The following is a 22,616-nucleotide window of genomic DNA, read 5'->3' as shown; positions in this document are numbered from 1 at the left end:
TAGGAGTGAGTTTAATTGATGAATGAAAGAATTATAAAGATGATCGAAAAATATGGTGAAGAAGATGATTTTTTTGGAGAAGTATCAGAAGAATATATTAATAAGGCTGAAGAAAGACTTAAAGTTAAATTTCCTCGAAGTTACCGCAATTTTATAAAAAAATATGGTTCGGGAGGAATATGTGGAGTGGAGCTTGAAGGTGTTCAGGGGAATTTAGGAGCATCTGTAGTTAATGCAACAGAGAGATGGAGAAAATTAGGGTTGGGTTTGAACTTAATTGTTTTAGAGGACTCGGGAGAATTTGTTAGATGTATGTATAGTGCAGATATTAAAGATGACAGAGTATTTAGTTGGGAAAGGGCGGGGACAGATTTACACCCAAGGTATAATACATTTGACGACTATGTAATAGACATATTTCAAGAAGGAATTGATAACTGGTAAAAAAACAATGAGGTGAATCCAAGGGATACTTATTAATCAATTGCACTTGATGTCAACTGGGACTGAACCCGTTTTCGGTACAGTAATGAAAGCACCTTTAACCAGCTACCAAAAATTAATAAAATAATAGGTATAGGATTTAAGGAATTGAATCTATCTAATTTTATAAAGGAATTCACAGGTGGGCTACAGGAGATGTTGGCTCACCTTTTGTTCTGTTAGGGAACTTAAAAGGGTCTATGATGACATGCCGAATTCTCTTTGCTTCGTAGCGGGATGTCGTAAATGGAGACGCCAAAAGCCGGACAGCCTTCTTTACCTATGGCCTGACTTCAATTGGGATTGGTATTCTTGGGGATAAGGGGATAGGAAAGCCAGGCACGATAGCCAAGACGGTTGGCCAGGCTGGTAAAGGAGAGAAGACACTTCCGATTTACAAGCCGGTTCAGACACCAGCAGTGGCTGGAGGACTGGCTCAGGGGTCGTTCCCATATAATGTTCTTTATGATCCTTTAACGAAGATCAAGAGGGTGACAGAGAAAGTATTTGGAGTTAAGGGTAAAAATCACTCTATTTATATTGACCAAATTGATTATGGAGCTTATTTGAAAAAGAACAAAGGTGAACCACCAAGTGATATGTATGATCCTCATGCCCATCATATTGTATTAAGAAAGGAAATGGGAAAGCTCAACAGGAATTAGTATAAAGAAGGACAGGAAATATTAAAAGAATATGACATTGATCCAATTTTGGGGCTTGAAAACCTGGTATGGGCACCAAATAGAGTCAAGGGTCAACATGGAATTGAAGCACTTAGGAATGGGCTACCAATGACGAATATACTGTGATTAATAATCATAAAGACTAGGTAACGCTAGGCATCAAAGCGAGCCAAGGATTCAAGCCGCGAAACGTTGAGAAACTGTATGACTTCGACCATCGGAAAACGGCTGCACTGGACCCTCTCCTGCATGATTTATCCCTCATGAACCAGTACCTCCAAAAAATGGCGGTCATATTCCAAAGCGGCAACTTATCTCTAACCCATTATCAGCCAAAAACTCTTTCCTGGAAGGATTTCCATGAGGAAATATCGAATCCCAATCCAGAAAGCGAGCAAAGTATCCTTCATGATATGGCTGAAGGAGTCATCGAGGGTGCATCCAAAGCTATAGAAGATACATGGGAAGGACTGAAGTCAACCTATGAGCTGGGACGGACCATCATGGGGCCGTTCAGTCCGTTGTTTTTGGGCAATGAATTTCTGTTTAACCGTGACCAGCTTCTTGAAAACCAAAGGAAGCATCGGGAATTTTATTTAGGCATTTTAAATGACCCCATAGGAAAAGCACGCCAGGCTCTGGATATGCCGAAATATATATGGTCCGCTGTCTCAAGTGCCTGGGAGCGAGATGTCATAAATGGTAGTGCCAAGAGCCGGACAGCCTTCTTTACCTATGGCCTGACTTCCCTGGGAATTGGCATTCTTGGGGATAAGGGGATTGGGAAAGCTGGAACCATTGCTAAGACAGTTGGCCAGGCTGGTAAAGGAGAGAAGGCACTTTCTATTTACACGCCGGTTCAGACACCGGCCATGGCTGGAGGGAGACTGGCTCAGGGGCCTGTGCCGTATAATGTTCTTAATGATCCGTTTACGAAGATTAAGGCGGTGACTGATGATGTGTTTGGGGTTAAGGGTACGGGTAAAAGTAATTTAGAAGTCCAATTTACCAAAGAACAACTTGCCACTAAACCGTCATATTCGCCTGCCCCGGATAAATGGACAAAGAAAGGCGGTAAAGTGACAATTGATGAAGATGGCACTTGGGTGTATACAAATAAAAAGGGACAGACTGTAAGGTATCCTGATGGTTATCCAGACTTCACTGAATATGCACATCCAACTGTTAAGCCGGTAGAAATTGAAATTGCAAATCCAACCAATCGTCCATTGGATTATAAAAATGCTAATGTAGAGGCAGGATTAAGTAAAGATTCTGATCCTCCTGTGCCCGCATTAGATAAGCCACCTGTGGGATATATCTGGCATCATCATCAAAATGGGAAAACGATGATTCTAGTAGATAAAGATATTCATAGACAATTTACTCATACGGGAGGAGTATCGACAGTTAATGGAAAAAAATAAGGGAGGATATAAAAATGGTCAAAATTGAAGGTTCTCATAAGAAACTTACTATAGAAGAAATTAAACAGTTTGAAATAGATAATGGTGTGAAATTAACAGAAAAATACACTGAATTTTTACTTAAATGGAATGGTGGATACCCGAAAGAAAGTATATTTACTATTTCAGATAAAATGGGAAAAAGTGTTTTGAATGTATTTAATGGTATAGGTGAAATGTACGATAATCTAGAAAAAGTTATAGATATATACGAATATAGGCTTGCTAAAGGCTTTATACCAATAGCAGATGATCCAGCAGGCAATGTTATATGCTTAGGTACGGAGGAACCTTTTTACGACAAGATTTATTTTTGGGATCATGAACAGGAACCTGAAGACCCAGATGATATGAGTAATATGTATTTTTTAGCAAATGATATTGATGAATTTTTAGATAATTTATATGAGGACACAGAAGAATAAAAAGAAGTATTAACATGAAGAACATTATACAGTTATTTTAAAGCACTTGATTGTTTAATAGGCAACAAGTGCTTTTTGGTGAGAAATTTATGCTTTTGGACAACATAAAAAATGCTTATGAAATTCATAACTCATGATGGTTGTACTATCACAGTAATATATTTAATACTTCCTTTGTGAAAGAAGTACGATAAAAAGACGAGATGACATTTTAGAGCCCGAAAGCCTTGTTTGATGCTAAGGGTGCTAATAAAGATATTAAGAATTAAAGTGCAGCCATATTCTCTCTTTACTCAGTGGCACTCGCTTTCCAAGGGGCATCCGGAATAGAGATATGCCTGAGCCCACCTTACTGCCTATATACATTTCCAGAGTTCAGGCACCTGTGTAGTAATTCTAATTTAACGAAACTTTACGAAAAAGTAACAGCACCCCCTAATATAATGGAGAGGTGCTGTTTTGTAATTGCCTACATGTATTGTCTGTATCATTGTCCTTAGAGTTGAATTATTTCTAACCCTAATACTCCCCTCTAATTACAAAAAACGACCCCCGAATAACCCCCGCCAATTTAGACTTCCGCCTGGCAAACTTAAACTTCCCTTCTAATTCCTTTGGTATTTCCATTCCCTCAGAAAGTTTAAAACCAACAGCACGTTTCTTGGGGTCATCAACCGTATACATGACGTTGACACTAAGGCCATCCTCATAAAAGACGTAGGTCCATTTAATATTTTCGACTTGAAATTGGGAAGTTTCTAAAGGTTTGGCTGCAAACTCTATATCCCGTTCTTTTTTCAAGATATGGTTTACATAATCAAGGGTTTCCTGGCTTTCGCTGGCAGGTACAACGGTAAATTCATGCTTATATTTAGTCATGAAGTAACGGGCTTCATTCGCACGCAAACCAGCAAGGGCTTCCGCTGCCGGTGAAGACTCTAGACCAGCTGCAGACACATTTTTGAAATCAACAATATAGGACATTTTCATCCCGCCTTTTATTTCCTATTTCCTAACAACAGGAATCCACATTTCACCAAATACTAAGCCATTTCGCTGGCCCATTTCAACCGCTGCATTGGGCCCGCCAACATAGGCAACATTTGTTGCTTCCGGCAAGACTTGACCAAAGGCCATGCCGGTAAGCATATTGCTCAACATTTCAGCTGTCTCGGCTTCCCCTTTAACAACGATGTATTCTCCTTTAGGGAATTGGATCAGTCTGGATGCTTCTGGGAGCGACTCCTCTGTCATGACGCCGGCATAATGCATCATCTTGTTATTCACCGCTTCGTTCACGGTAAAAATGTAATCATTTGCGGCAATAGCTTTTAATTTATCAAGCCTGCCATCCTGTTTAACTGCCTGCCAAAAATCCGCCTTTTCCTTATTGATGCCGGCATAGTCTGTGTAATCGCTCTTCAGTTCAGTTCCGATGCCTAAAACCGTAAAGCCTTCTTTTTCTTCCAGAGTATAATCTGCCATAATCAAAACCTTCCTTCTCTAAAAATTGATCAAATGATTTATCTTTTCACTTGATGAGTTTATAATAACTTTAAATCATGTCAAAAAATGATACTGTTTAGGAGGTCCCCATGAAAAAAGTTGAACGGATTAATGTGATGATGCGGTATATCAATAACCGCGCCCACTTTACTATTTCTGAAATCATGCGGGAATTTATCATCTCCCGTTCAACGGCTATTAGAGATATTCGGGAAATTGAAGCCATGGGGATGCCGCTTGTCGCTGAAGTTGGCAGGGATGGGGGTTATTTTGTCATGAACAATTCTGTCCTGCCCACTGTCCGCTTTACTGATAATGAAATCAAAGCACTGTTTATTGCCTTTATGGCTACAAGAAACCTTCAGCTCCCTTATCTAAAGAGCCGTCAGTCTTTAGCTGAAAAATTAATCGGCCTCATCTCAGAAGCCCAGCAGGAAGACATTGTTCTATTAAATAAAATCCTGCTGTTTGAAGGGACCAACCCCAATAATCCCGACCTGCTTGAACTGTCGGACCTCCCTCATCCGATGCTGGAGAAACTCATCCAAACCCTTCTTTTGGATAGATATTTATTGATTACCATTAACGAAGAGAAGGAAATCAGGTCTTATCCCATTTATCTCTTGCACCTTTATCGTGAAAAAAGCATCTGGCTGATTGAAGGCTTTGACTTAAAGGAAGGAAAGAAACAAATTTTCCCCGTGGACAATCTCACCAGCGTCGAACCATATCCTGTGAACAAAAGAGTAAGCAGAAAAAATATTATAGAAAAAATAAGCAAGCAGGAGGAAGTAATCAATCTTGTCCTTGAACTCGGTCCACAGGCGATTGCCCAGTTCAAAAAATACCATCCTTTAAAAGTATCCATTTCTTATACAAATCCTTACCAAACGACAGCCGTTCTAAAGACTTTTATCAATGTCAATAATTCAGAAGAGCTGACCGAAATGACCAATTGGCTGCTTTTCCTCGGAGGGGATATCAAGGTCAGGGAGATGCCGGAAGAAATCTTAGAAGGTTTACAAGAGAGATTAGGCTTATTCTGCCCATAAGCAGAGCTAGTTAAAACCGGCATTTTGCCAGGTTTGCAGAGCCCCTAATAGCTCTTTAATTTTACATACAAGCCAGATGCTCCTCAAGGCGCTCCATTGTCTGTTCGGCACCTGGGGCGGCATATGTTTTCACCTTTTCAAATACAGCGGCAGTTTCTTCAAAAATTGTGGTATAAGTGAGCTTCGTTTTGCCATCCAGATCCTCAAAGGCCGCTGTGGCGAGAAAATGGGGAAATACATCATGTTTGAAGACGATTCGCTCGGGTTTAACGACCTCTACAAAGACGTTGGTATTCGGAAAATCAACGCCATCAGGACCGTGCATGATAAACTGCCATGTACCGCCCGGTTTCATATCGAATGTTTGAGAAGTCAACGTAAAACCTTGAGGTCCCCACCACTTTGACAGATGCTCTTCTTTCGTCCAAGAATCAAACACAAGATCAACAGGCACATCAAATACGCAGGTCACTGTAATTTCACGGTCCCCTATTTGTGTTGTCATTTTGTTTGTTGAGTTGTTTTGGTTCATGTCGATCCCTCCAAGTTAAATTTGATTAAAACCATATCACTAATCCCTCTTGCCCATTAGCTGTTCAGCCGCCATATTATTAATTTGCTAATCGTTTATCATTATCCTTCCGATAAACGGTGTGAGATTCTCCTGATTTAATTGTTAAATAGTCTTTGATAAGTTTAAGTGGCTTCTTACACTATTTCATCCTAAATGCAGCGTTATTAAGCAAGGTGTTTTAAGTATAAATAGAAAGGAGCAATTACTTCTCTCCTTTGATTAGGTCAGAAGTATTTTTGTATTTTACTATAGTATTTATTTGTGACTCTTTCCTGTTGTTAACATTGATATACAGCCATTTATTAAAATATTCCATTGTAATTATTAGTGGTATTTATTATTATAAATGAGTATTTTAGTACAAGATTAAGAATCTTTTTAACCAATATTTCTTGATATTTCAATATTTTCAACAAAGGAGGATATGGAGTGGCAAACAAAGAATTGAAGAGAGGCTTAGAATCACGTCACATTCAGATGATTGCTCTGGGTGGTACGATTGGTGTCGGCTTATTTATGGGATCAGCAAGCACCATTCAATGGACAGGACCGTCTGTGCTTCTTGCTTATATAACTGCAGGGATTTTTATCTACTTCATCATGCGTGCCATGGGGGAAATGTTGTATTTAGAGCCTAACACGGGGTCCTTTGCCACATTTGGCTATAAGTATATTCATCCATTGGCTGGGTATTTGACTGCCTGGAGCAACTGGTTTCAATGGGTAATAGTCGGGATGGCTGAAATTATTGCCGTCGGTGCCTACATGCAATACTGGTTTCCTGACTTGCCTGCGTGGATACCGGGTATCATTGCCATGGTGATGCTGGGAGCCGCGAATTTAATATCCGTTAAATCATTTGGTGAATTTGAATTTTGGTTTTCCTTGATTAAAGTTGTAACGATCATCTTAATGATCATTGCCGGTTTTGGGCTTATTTTCTTCGGAATTGGCAATGGAGGTGAGGCAATTGGTTTTTCTAATCTTTGGGAGCATGGCGGATTCTTTACAGGCGGATGGACAGGCTTTTTCTTTGCCCTATCCCTTGTAATTGGAGCGTATCAAGGCGTTGAACTAATTGGAATTACAGCAGGGGAAGCAAAAGACCCCAGGAAAACGCTTACGAGTGCAATTCAAAGTATCATTTGGCGGATTTTGATTTTCTATATAGGGGCTATTTTGGTGATTGTAACTGTATATCCTTGGGATCAGCTTCAATCGGTCGGAAGCCCATTTGTGGCTACTTTTGCAAAAGTAGGAATTACTGCGGCTGCAGGAATTATTAACTTTGTTGTTATTACAGCGGCGATGTCCGGCTGCAACAGCGGTATTTATAGTGCAGGTCGTATGCTTTATACGTTAGGAGTAAATGGGCAGGCACCTAAATTCTTTACGAAAATATCTTCTCAAGGTGTACCGATTGTCGGTACTATGGGTGTACTGATTGGTTTAGCGGTTGGTGTTGTTTTAAGCTATATTGCACCAGAAAATTTATTTGTCTATGTATACAGTGCAAGTGTTCTTCCAGGTATGGTTCCATGGTTTGTCATCTTAATCAGCCAAATTAAGTTTAGAAAAGCAAAAGGAGCTGAAATGGACAAGCATCCATTCAAAATGCCTTTTGCTCCTGTGACCAATTATTTAACCATCGCATTTTTATTGATGGTATTAGTGGGAATGTGGCTGAATGATGATACCCGGATCTCGCTGATCGCAGGTATTGTTTTTCTGGGAATTGTAACTTTAAGTTATTTCGCTTTTGGAATAGGAAAGCGTGTACCACGAGATTCTGGAGAAGATAAAGAAGCAGCTTAATAGAGAAGAATTCCTTCAGCATATTGAGCTGATATGCTCATTGAAAGAACATTAAACCAAAGATGATTCAACCTGCAATTCTGCAGATAAATTGATAAAAGCATTATAATTATTACCACCTTGATAGACTAAATGTCTCTTAAGGTGGTCTTTTTTATCTGCTCCTATTGGCGCTCGCGGATAATCTATGTGTCTAATGGAAGGCAGTGCCTCCCTCTAAAATAAGAACTCTTATCCCGCAATATCCTAAAGGTGTTCACATTGAAGGATTTTCATTTGGATCTGTGGAATTCTGAATTCAGAAAGCCAAATTTCAGGTTTCTCCCCCACAAACATCCGGGGAGGCACACAGGTAACGGAGAAAATTTATTTCAGGGGGATCACATGATCGAATTCAAAGAAATAGACCGGCATAATTTTTTGGATGTAATTGATTTGCGTGTAGCAGAAGAGCAGAAATCGTTTGTAGCGCCGAATGTGTTTTCGCTTGCACAGGCAAAGGCATTTCCGGAGTGTATTTGTTTAGCGATCTATCAGGATGATGTGTTAGTGGGCTTTACGATGTATTGCATGGATTCTGACGATAAGGAATATTGGATATACCGCCTGATGATTGACGCGAAGCACCAGTCAAAAGGGTATGGAAAAGAGGCCATGGAGAAGCTGATCGAGCGGATTAAACAGGATCAAGAGCATAAGGTGATATATTTAAGCTTTGAGCCAGAAAACAATCTTGCGAAGGGGTTGTATGAAAAATTGGGCTTTGAAGCCGATGGCCGGATAATTGATGGGGAAATCGTTTATAAGTTAACGTATTAATCAAAAGAGCTCCTTCTGAGGGGCTTTTATTAATTCGTGGCTTGCCGTTATTTTCATGGAGGTGAATCAATTGACAGAGATGTTTAAAAAAAAGAAAAAATGGATGGTATTGATCATTTCGGTTGGTTTGTTAATTGCTGGACTGCTCGATATTAAGTATCAAGGACTATTCTTTCAGCTATTGCCAGAATCTATACAATCAAAGATAGCTGATATTTATTAAGCAAATAGAAAAGTCGGCCTTTAATAGGTTAAAGAAAGTAGTGTTGACAAAATGTCAACACTATTTGTATATTGATAGAAGCTGAACATGTTGGAAAGGAAAATGAGTATGGCAGATAAAAGCAATGAAATAGGCCAGCTGCTTAAGAGCTTACTGAAGGAGCGGTCTTTATCCATGAGGAAATTCAGTCAGATGACTGGAGTCGATACGGCGGTCATATCAAAAATTATTAATGGAAAACGAAAAGCGACCCCCGAGCATTTGGAGCGGTTTGCGGATTATTTTGGAGTATCAATCTCCCGGTTTTATGAGAGCGCAGGGTACCCTATAGATCCAAAGCAGACGGAACTGAATGAGTCGATTGGCTATATTCAGGCTGTTCTTGAATCCACAAGCTTAGTAGATAAAGAGTTTCGGCTGGAAGCTGTGAAGCAGGAACTTGAAAAATACCAGCAGTTCTCTCAAACCAAGGAAGGGGCCAAAACCATTCAGTCCAAGTTTGAGGAGAAGGTGGAGAAAGTGGGGAGCATCGGTCCCTTTATTCATTATTTAAAGGACATGTACGGGAAATTCTCTATGGGGAGCGGGAATAAGCTGGAGCTTGCTATGATGGGCGGGGCACTCCTCTATTTTATCACGGCCGTTGACTGTATCCCGGATTATGTCTTTCCGGTCGGTTATATAGACGATGCACTGGTCATCAATTGGGTGATGAATGGACTGTCGCTGAAAAAATAAATTGCGGAAAATAAGTAGGATGGGAGAAAAAATGAGCAGACAAAATCGCTATAAAAGAAAAAGCAGAGTGCTTAAACTGACTGCAGCATTGCTGGCAGTGAGTGCGGCTGTGATCGGATACTTTGTCTATCAATACCAGGCGGGAATAAGCATGGCAGAACCGGTTGAACAGCAGGAATATGAGTTCCATGGGGAGAAAAGCCTCGACGATAAAATCAATGTACTTCTATTGGGAGTCGATGCACGGCCGGATGAGGGAAAATCCCGCACTGACTCCATCATGGTCGCCCAATACGATCCGAAGGAAGGGACAGCCAAGGTCATCTCGATCATGCGGGATATTTACACAGAAATTCCCGGATATAAGAACTACAAAATTAACACTGCCTTTTATCTGGGCGGACCGGAATTGCTGCGGGAAACCTTGAAAGATGACTTTGACTTGGATATTGAGTATTACGCCCTGATCGATTTTACAGGCTTCGAGAAAATGGTGGATGCTCTTGCCCCTGATGGCATTGAAATGGATGTTGAAAAAAAGATGTCAGCTAATATCGGCGTGTCCCTTGAGCCCGGATTGCAAAGGCTGAACGGGAAGGAATTATTGGGATATGCCCGTTTTCGCAAGGATGCAGAGGCCGATTTCGGACGGGTAAGGCGCCAGCAGCAGGTCATCAATGCACTAAAGGACGAGTTTTTAAGTGTTAGTGGTGTGGTAAAGCTGCCGAAGCTGATAGGAACTGCTCAGCCCTATATTCAGACGAATCTTCAAGGCGCAGAACTTCTCGCTATCATGAAGGACGTCGCTATGCACAGGCCTGATAAGGTGGAAACACTGACCATTCCCATCCAGAATTCTTATACAGATGTAAGGTATGAGGGGGTAGGGCTGGCACTGGATATTGATTTTGAGACAAATAAAGAGGCAATCCGATCCTTTTTGGAGGGGGACTCCAGGAAATCAGGGATAGACGCATCCAGCGGGCAAAGAGATTGAGGAGAACTTCAACATGGGAAATACATATTTGAAACGGCTGGATAAATCGGTCTTGTTCATTATTTGTACATTTAGCATCATGAGTATCCTTTTTATTTACAGCAGCCAGGGGACCGGTCAGTACGGAGACCAGAACTTTGCGCTTAAGCAGGGAGTCAGCTATATGATTGGGTTCGTCCTGCTGATGGCTGTTGCTTATCTGGATGCAGACCAGCTGGAGAGAATTGCATGGCCCCTCTATCTTGTTTGTTTTGCGTCCATCGTTCTTTTGCCGCTTATGCCTCCTGCAGTGGCGCCGTCTATTTTAGGGGCGAAAAGATGGTATAGCCTCCCCCTGCTTGGCTCTATACAGCCATCTGAGTTTTTTAAAATCGCTTTGCTTCTGTTAACATCCAGATTAGCTTACAAACACAATTTGCTTTACCAGGTGAGGACGGTTTGGACTGACCTCCTGCTGATTGGCAAAATCCTTCTGGCGACAATCATTCCATCCATCTTTGTCTATCAGCAGCCTGATACCGGCATGGTTGTTCTTTACTTGGCCGGCAGTGCCACCGTCCTCTTTCTGTCCGGCATTCAAAAGAAGATTCTAGCAGCCGCGTGCTTTTTTCCGGCGGCAGGCACAGCCATCCTCATGTATGTCTACTTTCAGTATCCATCCGTCTTCTATGATCAGCTGATTCCGTTATTAAAGCCCCACCAGCAGGAGAGAATCCTGGGATGGCTTTCGCCAAGTGAATATGCAGATCATGCATATCAGACGAATAAAGCCATACTGGCGGTGGGAAGCGGCGAATTAAAGGGAAATGGATTTGGCGGCGGAACAGTCTATATTCCTGAAAAGCATACAGATTTCATCTTTGCCACCATTGCGGAAGAAGGCGGGTTTATAGCTGCTGCTGTTGTTCTCAGTTTATTCTTCGTCCTATTGTACCGGATGGCTGTAATCGGCGATCATGCGGAATCGCCCTTTGGTTTGTATATTTGCTCGGGGGCGATAGCGATGTATACCCTGCAAATCTTCCAAAACATCGGGATGACAATCGGGGTCATGCCAGTCAAAGGGATTTCACTGCCCTTATTGTCATATGGGGGAAGCTCATTGCTGTCCAATATGATATTCATGGGTATCCTATTATCGATACGAAAGCCGTACCGGAAATATATGTTCGAAGCAAAATAGACGGCAAGCTTCTTTTGAGCTTGCTGTTTTTTTACTTGGATAACACAGAAAAAGAGCATTCCCGAAAAGGGCATGCTCCGCTAACCTGCCAAACTCCCTTCAGTAATTTCCTTCGCATGAACAAGTTTCCTATAAATAACCGCCAGGATCAATGCTGGTATCGTGCAAACCACCATGCCGATAAACGCGTATCTTGGTTCCATTTCATATAAATACCCGCCAAAAATCGTGAAGATGGCTGTGCTCCAGCTAAGAGCGAGTGCAGAGTATATTCCTTGTGTAATCGGCACCTGTTCATGGGGAACGTATTTGATTAAGTATTTCATAAAGGCATAGTGTGCCATGGCAAATGAAAAGGCATGAAGTGTTTGGGCAACCGTAAACATAATCACATGCGGAAAAGCAAATACGAGTATCCAGCGTGCGGTTGAGCCCAATGCTGCCAATGCCAGTAAAGAGCCGATTGAAAATTTGCGGAAAGTCCGGTCGGCAATGAAAAAGAATAGGATTTCTGCAATCACGGCAATGTTAATGATCAGGCCGATTAAATATTGGGGAGCCTGAATTTCCTGCAAATAAATATAGCCATAGTTGTAATAAGAAGCATGTGCTGCCTGCAGTAAAATGACTATGACGAGCACCAGGCCGAAGTGCTGGATGCTGAATAATTTCTTTATGGCGCCTTTTGTCTGGACGCTTTTGGGTTTTTCCGATAAAACGTCCGGCGTATTCATTAAACCGAGGCACAGAAATACGATCATGCCGAGCAGCAGAGCCCAGAATATGGCATCATCCCCAAATGCCCCTGTGAAGAAAGTCAGGATCATGCCGGATACAACGAATCCAATTGACCCCCATGAGCGGCTCTTTCCGTAATCTCTTAATTGCTTACTCTGTACAAGAATGCCTGCAGCACTATCCAATGCTGGCATCAGAGCAGGGTAAAAGAAGTGTAAAAACAGCGTAACCACCAGCAGGCTTGTAAAAGAATTGGCCGGGATATAGCAGAGAATGGCAATCAGTGTGCCGATTCCCATCCCGTTAAGCAGGGTTCTACTGCTGAATTTTCCTGATAAATAGGGAAAGGCAAAGAGTGTGGAAAGGCCCCGTACAGCCAAACCTAGACTCATGATCAAACTCGCTTGTGAAACGGTCATTCCTTTTATATGGATCAGCCACCCTGTCCAATAGGGCAGAAAAACACCCCAGGTCATAAAGAAACTGAAAAACTGTCTGCCCATCCAGCTCTGTGTATTCATTAAATATCCCTCCGATATTTGCATGATATCAGGAAGATTCGTACAATAATATGAGATATCTCATATTTCGGGGTGGAGAATGGAAATTTATAATCAGGAAAAAAGGCAGCATTACCTGGAGCAGTACTCCATTTCGCATTTATTTTCTTTTCAGGTTGAGGAGTTTATGGAAGTACGCGAATATAAGCGGGATGAATGGATTATTCGCGAAGGCATGAGGCCAGATTATTTGTATTATGTTATCGAGGGTAAAGCCAAAATCTATGTAACATATCAAAATGGCAAGGTTTCTTTGATCAATTTTATTAATGCCCACGATTATATCGGCGAAATGGAGCTATTACATGAAGTGTACTATACAAAGGGGATTCAAGCCTCCACGAAGACAATCTGTTTTGCGATGCCTTTGCATAAATACCGCAACAGGCTCCTTGAAGATACGACCTTTCTTCGTGAACTCACCAAGTTTTTAAGTATGAAAGCAACGAAAATGGCTGAAAAGTACTCCCAGAGCCTTTCCTTTCCGCTAGAAAACCGACTGGCGGATTTCATTCTGCAAACCGCTGATGGGGAGGTCTATAAGGAAAAACATGTAACCGTCTGTGATTTTTTAGGGGTATCTTATCGCCACCTATTGCATGTTCTTGTACAGTTTTGCGATAAAGGATACCTGCAGAAGGAAGGGCGGCAATACCTCATTCGGCGGTCAGATGAACTGCACCGGCTTGCTGATGTGCTGAAAAATGACTTACATTAAAAGGAATAAGACTGAACCAGACGCAACTTCGGACAGGAGAGTGGGAAAACCGAAACAGAGAGTCTGAACCTGGAGAAACTTCGGACAGGAGAGTGTGAAAACCGAGAGATAGAGTCCGAACTTGGCGTAACTTCGGACAGGAGAGCCGGAAAACCGAGAGATAGAGTCCGAACTTGGTGTAACTTCGGACAGGAGAGTGGGAAAACCGAGAGAGAGAGTCTGAACTTGGTGTAACTTCGGACAGGAGAGCCGGAAAACCGGGAGATAGAGTCCGAACTTGGTGTAACTTCGGACAGGAGAGCCGGAAAACCGAGAGAGAGAGTCCGAACTTGGTGTAACTTCGGACAGGAGAGGCGAAAAACCGGGAGAGAGAGTCCGAACCGGGCGCAACTTCGGACAGGAGAGCCGGAAAACCGGGAGAGAGAGTCCGAACTTGGTGTAACTTCGGACAGGAGAGTGTGAAAACCGAGAGATAGAGTCCGAACTTGGTGTAACTTCGGACAGGAGAGTGGGAAAACCGAGAGATAGAGTCCGAACTTGGTGTAACTTCGGACAGGAGAGGCGAAAAACCGGGAGATAGAGTCCGAACCGGGCGCAACTTCGGACAGGAGAGCCGGAAAACCGGGAGAGAGAGTCCGAACTTGGTGTAACTTCGGACAGGAGAGTGTGAAAACCGAGAGATAGAGTCCGAACTTGGTGTAACTTCGGACAGGAGAGTGGGAAAACCGAGAGAGAGAGTCTGAACCTGGTGCAACTTCGGACAGGAGAGGCGAAAAACCGGGAGATAGAGTCCGAACCGGGCGCAACTTCGGACAGAAGAAATGGGAATCCAAGGGGAGTAGTCCGAACCCAATGCTCGTTCGGACAAAAGAGGCAGAAGTCATTCTGAACCTTTTACGCAATCCCTCAAGAACGCGAGTGAACCTTTTCCCCTTGTACCCAGACTTCCCGAATATGCTCCGGACGGACGAGATACATGACTTTTTGAAAAATATCATCTAACGCTTCACTTTCGGTAAAGATGGGGAGGCTTGCTCCCGGCACTTTCGTATCGACTATTTGAACGTCCCATGCATAGTTCTCCTGAATTCGCCCAATAGGCAGACTTAAGCTTTCTCCGCCGCCGGCTGTAGCCAGGTAAAAGGCTTCATGGATGGAAAGCCGGGAGTCCGGCACTCCCCGTTCCTCTGCAGGAAGAGCAGAATTTACTCCGTCCTCCAGCATTCTGGAGGAGACAACAGCCTGTTTGGCATTATCATAAAGACTTGGAGTTGCGCCAGCTGAAATATCAGTCCCTAATCCAATATCAATTCCCTTGGCCATAAAGCGCTTGATTGGAATCACGCTATTGGCAAAGTAGGCATTGGACAGCGGACAATGGCTGATTGCGGTGCCTGTACTGGCAAATAGCTCTGCATCATGGTCATCCAGGAAATTGCAATGTGCCATTACCGATTTTTCGCCTAATAATCCGAAATCATGCAGGGCTGCTGCATCATGCTTGCTGAAACGTTCCTGTACATAGATGTGAGCCCAGTCACTTTCGCTGCAGTGGGATTGAATATGTGTATCATATTTGGCAGCCAGTTCACCCAGGCCCTTTAGTGCTTCATCTGAACAGCTTGGTATGAATCGCGGTGTAACGACAGGATACACGCCTTGTTTGACCGTTTTGGCCAGCTCCTTTACCGCTAAAATAAACTCCTCCGTATCGGCTAACGCTGTTTTCGCATCTGCATCCCGATAATAGTCTGGATTTTGTTCAGGATCATCCATGACGACTTTACCCACTAAGCCCCTTTGCCCTTTTTCCGCACATATTTTCGCTAATAATAAACTTGCCTGTTTATGAACGGTAGCAAAGTAAAGGACCGTCGTGGTTCCATTTGCAAGCAGTGTATTCACGAGATCTTCATAAACCTTCTTGGCAAAAGCCAAATCTGCATATTTGGACTCTAATGGAAATGTGTATGTGTGGAGCCAGTCATAGAGGGGAATATCCAAAGCTGTCCCTGATTGAGCCCATTGCGGAGCATGGACATGCAAGTCCACAAAACCAGGAAGGAAATATTGCCCGTCTGCTAAGCGGTGAAAGTTCTCCTGTCCTTCATAGGCAGCCAGCAGGGATTGGTAGTCCTCATGCTCAGGATCCGCGATTTTTTCAATTATCCCATTTGAATTCACGAAAAATAAGTAATCTTTTAAAATATTTATTTTCTTAGGAGAATGACTAGAAAAAGCGGTTCCATGAAAAATATACGTATATTTACTCATATATACCTTCCTAACGTTCGTGTTTTGTGCTACTATAGTCATTGTAAAGGAAAGAGTAAACTCAGTCTAGCAGAAAAGTATTGTAAAAAATCTTGTTGTCATTTACAGGAAAGTTATTGTAAGATAATTTCAATCAAAAAATTAAATAGTTTTTTCATATAATCGTAGGGATATGGCCTACAAGTTTCTACCCGTTTACCGTAAATAAACCGACTATGAAAAGCAGGAACAGGATGGACAAAGACTCACTTGGAATTCGTCTGTTCTTTTCGTACTTCGATTTTTTAAGCTCGAGGTATATGCTTTTTTACATTTGGGAGAGAGCATATACGTTGGGCTTTTTCTATTGGTCTGTTTAAAGAAACAGTGATTATATGGATATCATAACACCAACAGGGGGTTCTAATGATGGATGCAAGGACTGAAAAACGAAAAACAAACAGCAGTAAAACGGGAAAAGAGGTTTCAGTTGGACAATCCATTTTTCTGGGGCTGCAGCAAGTATTGGCGATGGATCTTTTCATTCCGCCGATGATTCTAGCAGGATTATTGTCCTTTTCCGTTCCGGATAGTGCTCTGTTAATACAAATGACCTTTATTGCCTGCGGAATTGCCACAATCATTCAAGCAGGATTTGCTATGAAGCTTCCAGTCATGCAAGGGCCATCCTTTGTACCGCTTAGTGCACTGGCAGCCATCGGAACAACTTCTGGAATCGGTGCGATGATTGGCAGTTTGATCCCCGGAGCTTTGCTTGTTGCCTTATTGGGCTACCCGCTTAAAGTATTCAGCAAGGTCGTCAGGAAATTCATCCCTCCGATTGTAGCGGGGACAGTCATTGTCGTTGTTGGGCTTTCATTAATGCCGAGTGCGATCAATTCTATCTACTCGGCACCAGGAAACTTTGGAGAAAATATATTCGTTGCAGCTGTGACAGCGGCTGTGCTGATTTTCTGCATGTATATTGGCGAGAAGTCCCAATCGAAACTGAAATACATTAAAATCGTATCCGTTATTTTATCACTAGGTATTGGATCAATTGTTGCTTCATTCTTTGGGTTAGTCGACTTCTCATCGCTGGGTAAGTCGGCGTGGTTCCAGATGCCAAGCCTGTTTGCCTTTGGAGCTCCTGAATTTGATCTGCATGCGATTCTGATTATGGCAGCCATCTATTTTATTGTCACAATCGAAACAACTGGGACGTGGTTTACGGTTAGTAAGGTGACAGGGGAAAAACTGGATGATAAACGTTTAAATGGCGGGGCATTTGGAGAAGGGCTGGGCTGTTTTATTGGTTCCTTCTTTGGGGGAACACCGGTAACAGGCTACTCATCCAATGCCGGCATCATTGCCATCACAGGAGTGAAAAGCCGCAGGCCAATTATCGCAGGCGGTGTGATTATGATTATCCTGGGCATGATGCCAAAGCTGATGAATTTAATAGCATGCATTCCCGGGGTTGTCATCAACAGTGTGTTTGCCATTTTATGCGTAGTCATCATGATGAATGGATTCAAAGTGATTAAGGAAGTGGCCTTTACAGAACGGAATATGCTTGTGATCGGTGTGCCGATTATGCTTGCCCTGTTTGCCGTGCTAATGCCTGCTGATGTGTTAAAAGGGCTGCCTGACATTGCAACCTATTTTGTCTCATCAGGTACAGCCATCGGAGCGATTACAGCGCTGGTTCTAAATCTGGTTCTGCCGCAAAAGCTTGAAGATAGTGTAAAAACAAATGAAGTAACAGTACATGTCAATTAAAGTCGCGAAGGGAAGTGTCGCTATGCAGCAAGATCGATTATGGAATGAATGGCATCCAGTATGCAAAGCAGAGGAATTACTGGAGGATCCCAAACAGGTATTTGTCCTTGGGGAGCGTGTCGTCATTTTCCGCAATGAAAAAGGGGTTCACGCATTTAAGGATCTTTGTATCCACCGGGGGGCAGCCCTTTCCCTTGGAAAGGTGAAGAACGGAAATCTGGTCTGCGCTTATCATGCCTGGGAATACGATTGTACAGGTGCCTGTGAGAAGATTCCTGCCCTGCCGAGCGGCAGAGCCATTCCAAGTAAAGCAAGAGCAACCGTTTACCATTGTGAGGAGTATCTGGGGCTGATCTGGGTTAACTTAGGGGAAGATCCGGCGCCGCTTGTTTCCTTTCCTGAATATAGCATGGAGGGGTACCGGACTGCAATTTGCGGCCCCTATGAGGTAAAAGCAAATGCCCCAAGAATTATTGAAAATTTCCTGGATGTTTCGCATCTTATGTTTGTACATGAAGGCCTGCTTGGAGATGAGGATCATGCGGAGGTTGTCGATTATAAAGTTGAATTTGTTGATAATCGCTTAATTACTAGTAAAATCCCGGTCTATCAGCCGAACCCTGACGGACGCTCCAAAGGCGGGTATGCTGACTATGTGTATGAAATCCTCAATCCAACTACCGCCCGTTTTACAAAAACAACGGAAGGATCGGATGATGAGCTGACGATTCTGCTAGCTGTCAATCAAGAGGATCATGAGCAGGCCAAGGCATTTATGCTGTTGACCAGAAACTATGATCTGGACATGCCGGATGAGCCTTTTATTGAATTTCAGGATACGATTTTTTATCAGGATTTAGATATCGTCCAAAGTCAAAAACCAGAGCTTCTGCCGCTTGACTTACAGGCAGAGCTGCATCTTAAGTCAGACGCCCTTACTATTGCCTATCGCAAATGGCTAAATGAGCTGGGTGTGGAGAATGGCACAAATCCCATTCAGGATGAAGCACGGAAAAAAGTATTAGTGCAATAATGATCAGTGCCAGCTCCCCGCTATGCTGCAGCTTACAGGGGGGCTGGCACTTCTTATCCACTCCTTAATTGTTTAAAAAAAGTTTGAGGAAAGACTTGCGCAAAAACAAAAGCACTGATATATTTTAAATGTGAAGCATTTCACAAATAACTATATCGATATTTTTTTAGTTTAATATGTGAATTAATTCACATAGATTTAATCACCTAAATAAGATGAAATCAATAGAATATTTTTTTATGATCTCATGTGAAATATTTCACAATTAATTATTGGAGGAACTTATTATGAATTTAACATTAGGAAACAAAATTGTATTAGTAGGAAATGGCGCTGTTGGATCAAGTTATGCTTATGCCTTATTAAATCAGGGCTTATGTGATGAGTTAATCATTATTGATGTAAATGAGGAGAAAGCAAAAGGAGATGTCATGGATTTAAACCACGGCATTGCCTATGCTCCAACGGCTATGACGATTAGATATGGTTCTTATAAGGACTGTAAGGATGCCGCTCTTGTGGTGATCTGTGCAGGGGCAGCGCAAAAACCGGGAGAAACACGGCTGGATCTCGTGAATAAAAACGTTAAGATCTTCAAATCCATTGTAGAGAGCATTATGGATTCTGGATTTAATGGGATTTTCTTAGTTGCAGCAAATCCAGTCGATATCTTATCTTATGCAACCTGGAAATTCTCTGGCTTGCCTAAAGAAAGAGTCATCGGGTCTGGAACCATCCTGGACTCTGCCAGATTCCGCTATTTATTAGGGAAAGAATTTGATACGGCAGCCGTAAGTGTCCATGGGTATATTATCGGTGAACATGGCGACTCCCAATTCCCGGTATGGAGCTTTGCCAATATTGCCGGAACCCCGGTAGCTGAGAGATTAACAGAAGAAAGAAAAGAAGAAATTGCTGTCCAAGTCCGGGATGCTGCATATGAAATTATTAACGCAAAAGGTGCAACCTACTATGGAATTGCGATGGGGCTGGTCAGAATAACAAAAGCCATCTTACGAAATGAGAATGTGGTATTGCCGGTTGGAGCATTGTTAGAAGGAGAATATGGCCACAGTGATGTGTTTGTCGGGATTCCGTCACTTATCACAAGAAACGGTGTGAAAAATATTGTTGAGCTGTCATTGACAGAGGATGAAAAAAGGAAGTTTGCTAGATCTGTTCAAACCTTAAAAGACATCCAAAATTCAGCATTATGACGAGTTGACATCTTAGATCCAAAGGAGCAGATCATATGTTAGTGGAAACGTTCAATCCTTTTCATAACCTGGCTATTTCCTCCCTGGTGGCAGCTATACCGATTCTGTTATTTCTGATTTGCTTGACGGTATTGAAAATGAAGGGTATTCATGCAGCACTAGTAAACTTAGCTGTCACTTTTTTCATCGCTCTTATCATCTTTAAATTGCCATTCGGAGAAGCGGCAGGAAGTGTTATTCAAGGTGCTGCATCAGGAATTTGGCCAATTGGCTGGATTATTGTCATGGCTGTATGGCTATATAAAATTTCGGTGGCATCAGGCAAGTTTGATATTTTGCGCGGAAGCATCGCAGGAATTTCCCAGGACCAGCGCATTCAATTTCTTCTGATCGGATTTTGCTTTAATGCCTTTCTCGAAGGAGCTGCCGGCTTCGGCGTACCGATTGCCATTTGTGCCGTGCTGTTAGTGTCACTGGGCTTCAAGCCTTTACAGGCAGCCATGCTCTGTCTCATCGCAAACGGTGCTTCAGGCGCCTTTGGTGCGATTGGAATACCGGTCGGCATTGTCGATACGTTTGGGATTCCAGGGGTTACTTCCATGGATGTGTCGATCATGACAGCTCTGACACTGCCGATTATTAACTTTACCATTCCCTTTTTATTAATATGGCTCATTGACGGGATTAAAGGAATTAAGGAAGTATTCCCGGCTATCCTGATCACAGCTGGGGTTTACACTGTGGCACAAGCAATCATCACGATATTTATAGGCCCGGAACTTGCTGATATTATTCCTTCCTTATTAGCAATGGGTGTATTAGCGTTATTTCTGAAAAAGTGGAAACCAAAAAATATCTTTTTGCTCAATGGGAAAGAGTGTCGATTTGAACAGCATTCCTTAGGTAAAATTGTTAAAGCATGGTCACCATTTTATCTATTGACCCTATTTATTTTAATATGGAGTTTCCCGGCTTTTAAAGGTTTTTTTGCTGAAGGGGGCCTGCTGGAGTTCACAGTCATTAACTTCGATATACCCGGATCTTCTCTTAGTGTCAGCATCAGCTTAATAGGAGCAACAGGCACAGCAATCTTATTGGCAGGCTTAACGACAATCGCAACGACTCAAGGCATCAGTATGGGTGAAGGATTCAAGCTTCTCAAAAAGACAGTTTCAGAGTTTTGGATTCCGATTATCATGATTTGTGCCATTATCGGGATTTCAAAGCTCATGACGTACGGAGGAATGACCGTCACTTTGGGTGAAGCCGTTGCAACCACTGGAACTATATTTCCACTGCTATCACCCGTTTTAGGCTGGATTGGGGTGTTCATGACAGGATCTGTCGTGAACAATAATACTCTATTTGCGCCCATCCAGGCGACTGCCGGTCATGTGATCGGAACCAACTCATCCTTATTGCTCTCTGCCAATACGGCTGGAGGCGTGATGGCAAAGCTCATCTCTCCTCAGTCCATCGCCATTGCCACAGCAGCTGTTGGCGAGACAGGAAAAGAAGCCGATTTGACGAAAATGACATTGAAATATAGCTTTGGATTGCTGGTGTTTGTTTGTATTTGGACATTGATATTGTCATTATTTTTCTAGTTTCCTCATAAAAAAGAGACATGCTTAGCAAAAGCCTGTCTCTTTTCATTTCAGGTGCTTGGGGAATCCAAAAAACATGGATCAAACTCTAGGATACTTTTACACTATTTCATGCCAAAATTCCTATTCAACTAATTGCCCGAGTCCTTTAAGATAAAAATAGAAGAAAATGGAATTTATAATACGGAGCTGATTCTGTTGAAAGTTCTTGAAGTAGATTCCTTGCTTGCAGGAATCCACGAAACCAGCAATCAATTATCCATCCTTAAAGATCAGGTAAGTCAAGTTCAGGTATCCATCCAGGAACTGGTGTCTCTTGAAGATGCGTTCAAAGGACAGGGCGGCCAGGCAATACGGGCTTTTTATCAGGAATGCCACCAACCATTTTTGCAATTCTTGAATCCTGGATTGACGAGTATCGATCCTATTTAAAAAGTTTCATAGGTTCATTGGGTAATCTTGAACCCTCCCCTTCAGGCTTTATCCGCCAGGAATTTCTGGAGCATGAACTCCAACAAGGGCTTAGAAACACTCTTCAGATCACTGCTGAGCTGACAGAGGAAGCGAATGAGATCATGAAGTCCGTAAGCGATATTGTTGCGCTTCCGCGGCTGGAGGTTGGCCGCTTTATCCAGGCAACAAAGAGCGCTGAGGACTCAAGCCGCGAAACAGTTCAAAAATTGGAGGATTTTGACCATCGGGAAACGGCTGCACTGGACCCTATCCTGCATGATCTAAACC

Annotated in this window: 21 protein-coding genes, 1 pseudogene and 1 riboswitch; of the genes and pseudogenes, 17 read left to right on the top strand and 5 right to left on the bottom strand. The window is 42.6% G+C overall.

Annotation, left to right across the window (positions count from 1 at the left end; translation table 11 throughout):
* The first annotated feature begins 18 nt into the window (after positions 1 to 18).
* The 4 genes from AC0VZ9_RS26650 (at position 19) to AC0VZ9_RS26635 (ending at position 3,060) form a co-directional block, all read left to right on the top strand.
* Entirely contained in the window at positions 19 to 444 is a 426-nt protein-coding gene (locus AC0VZ9_RS26650) for an SMI1/KNR4 family protein (protein ID WP_026041605.1), read from the top strand.
* A 530-nt stretch (positions 445 to 974) separates the two neighbouring features.
* Positions 975 to 1,148, top strand: a complete 174-nt coding sequence (locus AC0VZ9_RS26645; protein WP_157888563.1) for a hypothetical protein — start codon at positions 975 to 977, stop codon at positions 1,146 to 1,148.
* Positions 1,149 to 1,432: 284 nt separating this feature from the next.
* Entirely contained in the window at positions 1,433 to 2,596 is a 1,164-nt protein-coding gene (locus AC0VZ9_RS26640) for an HNH endonuclease (RefSeq protein WP_099049181.1), read from the top strand.
* 14 nt (positions 2,597 to 2,610) lie between these two features.
* Positions 2,611 to 3,060 (top strand): SMI1/KNR4 family protein, encoded by a 450-nt coding sequence (locus AC0VZ9_RS26635; protein ID WP_019383520.1) that lies wholly within the window; start codon positions 2,611 to 2,613, stop codon positions 3,058 to 3,060.
* A 519-nt stretch (positions 3,061 to 3,579) separates the two neighbouring features.
* On the opposite strand, the gene AC0VZ9_RS26630 is transcribed toward AC0VZ9_RS26635, so the two are convergent.
* Together AC0VZ9_RS26630 and AC0VZ9_RS26625 are read right to left on the bottom strand one after the other, a co-directional pair.
* On the bottom strand, positions 3,580 to 4,044 hold the full coding sequence (locus AC0VZ9_RS26630) for a hypothetical protein (protein WP_009332427.1): 465 nt from the start codon (positions 4,042 to 4,044) through the stop codon (positions 3,580 to 3,582).
* A 21-nt stretch (positions 4,045 to 4,065) separates the two neighbouring features.
* The gene (locus tag AC0VZ9_RS26625; RefSeq protein WP_009332426.1) at positions 4,066 to 4,545 is read right to left on the bottom strand and encodes a GyrI-like domain-containing protein; all 480 of its coding nucleotides are present in this window, start codon (positions 4,543 to 4,545) and stop codon (positions 4,066 to 4,068) included.
* A gap of 110 nt (positions 4,546 to 4,655) precedes the next feature.
* Here AC0VZ9_RS26625 and AC0VZ9_RS26620 point away from each other — a divergent pair, with 110 nt between their 5' ends.
* Positions 4,656 to 5,618: a helix-turn-helix transcriptional regulator gene (locus AC0VZ9_RS26620; RefSeq protein WP_475396948.1), complete on the top strand. Its 963-nt coding sequence runs from the start codon at positions 4,656 to 4,658 to the stop codon at positions 5,616 to 5,618.
* Between the two features lie 61 nt (positions 5,619 to 5,679).
* On the opposite strand, the gene AC0VZ9_RS26615 is transcribed toward AC0VZ9_RS26620, so the two are convergent.
* A complete protein-coding gene (locus AC0VZ9_RS26615) occupies positions 5,680 to 6,150 on the bottom strand; it encodes an SRPBCC family protein (protein ID WP_475396947.1) in 471 nt (156 codons plus the stop codon).
* Between the two features lie 471 nt (positions 6,151 to 6,621).
* Between AC0VZ9_RS26615 and AC0VZ9_RS26610 the strand changes: the two genes are divergently transcribed.
* The 6 genes from AC0VZ9_RS26610 (at position 6,622) to AC0VZ9_RS26585 (ending at position 11,967) form a co-directional block, all read left to right on the top strand.
* A complete protein-coding gene (locus AC0VZ9_RS26610; RefSeq protein WP_019383523.1) occupies positions 6,622 to 8,007 on the top strand; it encodes an amino acid permease in 1,386 nt (461 codons plus the stop codon).
* 384 nt (positions 8,008 to 8,391) lie between these two features.
* Positions 8,392 to 8,826: a GNAT family N-acetyltransferase gene (locus tag AC0VZ9_RS26605; RefSeq protein WP_026041857.1), complete on the top strand. Its 435-nt coding sequence runs from the start codon at positions 8,392 to 8,394 to the stop codon at positions 8,824 to 8,826.
* Between the two features lie 70 nt (positions 8,827 to 8,896).
* The gene (locus tag AC0VZ9_RS26600; protein WP_019383526.1) at positions 8,897 to 9,049 is read left to right on the top strand and encodes a hypothetical protein; all 153 of its coding nucleotides are present in this window, start codon (positions 8,897 to 8,899) and stop codon (positions 9,047 to 9,049) included.
* A 102-nt stretch (positions 9,050 to 9,151) separates the two neighbouring features.
* The gene (locus AC0VZ9_RS26595; protein ID WP_251264440.1) at positions 9,152 to 9,787 is read left to right on the top strand and encodes a helix-turn-helix domain-containing protein; all 636 of its coding nucleotides are present in this window, start codon (positions 9,152 to 9,154) and stop codon (positions 9,785 to 9,787) included.
* Positions 9,788 to 9,818: 31 nt separating this feature from the next.
* On the top strand, positions 9,819 to 10,784 hold the full coding sequence (locus AC0VZ9_RS26590) for an LCP family protein (RefSeq protein WP_009332419.1): 966 nt from the start codon (positions 9,819 to 9,821) through the stop codon (positions 10,782 to 10,784).
* 13 nt (positions 10,785 to 10,797) lie between these two features.
* The gene (locus AC0VZ9_RS26585; protein ID WP_019383528.1) at positions 10,798 to 11,967 is read left to right on the top strand and encodes an FtsW/RodA/SpoVE family cell cycle protein; all 1,170 of its coding nucleotides are present in this window, start codon (positions 10,798 to 10,800) and stop codon (positions 11,965 to 11,967) included.
* A gap of 80 nt (positions 11,968 to 12,047) precedes the next feature.
* On the opposite strand, the gene AC0VZ9_RS26580 is transcribed toward AC0VZ9_RS26585, so the two are convergent.
* Positions 12,048 to 13,226, bottom strand: a complete 1,179-nt coding sequence (locus AC0VZ9_RS26580; RefSeq protein ID WP_019383529.1) for an MFS transporter — start codon at positions 13,224 to 13,226, stop codon at positions 12,048 to 12,050.
* 79 nt (positions 13,227 to 13,305) lie between these two features.
* On the opposite strand from AC0VZ9_RS26580, the gene yeiL reads away from it, so the two are divergent.
* Entirely contained in the window at positions 13,306 to 13,983 is a 678-nt protein-coding gene (yeiL, locus tag AC0VZ9_RS26575; RefSeq protein ID WP_071158171.1) for a transcriptional regulator YeiL, read from the top strand.
* Between the two features lie 906 nt (positions 13,984 to 14,889).
* On the opposite strand, the gene guaD is transcribed toward yeiL, so the two are convergent.
* The gene (gene guaD / locus AC0VZ9_RS26570) at positions 14,890 to 16,257 is read right to left on the bottom strand and encodes a guanine deaminase (protein WP_251174359.1); all 1,368 of its coding nucleotides are present in this window, start codon (positions 16,255 to 16,257) and stop codon (positions 14,890 to 14,892) included.
* Between the two features lie 134 nt (positions 16,258 to 16,391).
* A riboswitch (purine riboswitch) is annotated at positions 16,392 to 16,493 on the top strand.
* A gap of 169 nt (positions 16,494 to 16,662) precedes the next feature.
* Here guaD and AC0VZ9_RS26565 point away from each other — a divergent pair.
* From AC0VZ9_RS26565 to AC0VZ9_RS26545, 5 genes and pseudogenes are all read left to right on the top strand, one after another.
* Entirely contained in the window at positions 16,663 to 18,018 is a 1,356-nt protein-coding gene (locus AC0VZ9_RS26565; protein ID WP_083390512.1) for a nucleobase:cation symporter-2 family protein, read from the top strand.
* 22 nt (positions 18,019 to 18,040) lie between these two features.
* A complete protein-coding gene (locus tag AC0VZ9_RS26560; RefSeq protein WP_019380491.1) occupies positions 18,041 to 19,051 on the top strand; it encodes an aromatic ring-hydroxylating dioxygenase subunit alpha in 1,011 nt (336 codons plus the stop codon).
* A gap of 287 nt (positions 19,052 to 19,338) precedes the next feature.
* The gene (locus AC0VZ9_RS26555) at positions 19,339 to 20,268 is read left to right on the top strand and encodes an L-lactate dehydrogenase (protein WP_019380492.1); all 930 of its coding nucleotides are present in this window, start codon (positions 19,339 to 19,341) and stop codon (positions 20,266 to 20,268) included.
* Between the two features lie 35 nt (positions 20,269 to 20,303).
* On the top strand, positions 20,304 to 21,875 hold the full coding sequence (locus tag AC0VZ9_RS26550) for an L-lactate permease (RefSeq protein WP_475396946.1): 1,572 nt from the start codon (positions 20,304 to 20,306) through the stop codon (positions 21,873 to 21,875).
* A 135-nt stretch (positions 21,876 to 22,010) separates the two neighbouring features.
* Positions 22,011 to 22,606: pseudogene (locus AC0VZ9_RS26545) on the top strand (T7SS effector LXG polymorphic toxin); the annotation flags it as partial.
* Positions 22,607 to 22,616 lie beyond the last annotated feature (10 nt).

Source organism: Cytobacillus sp. QJM3NY_8 (assembly GCF_056173585.1).
This window is presented reverse-complemented; position numbering and strand designations above follow the sequence as displayed.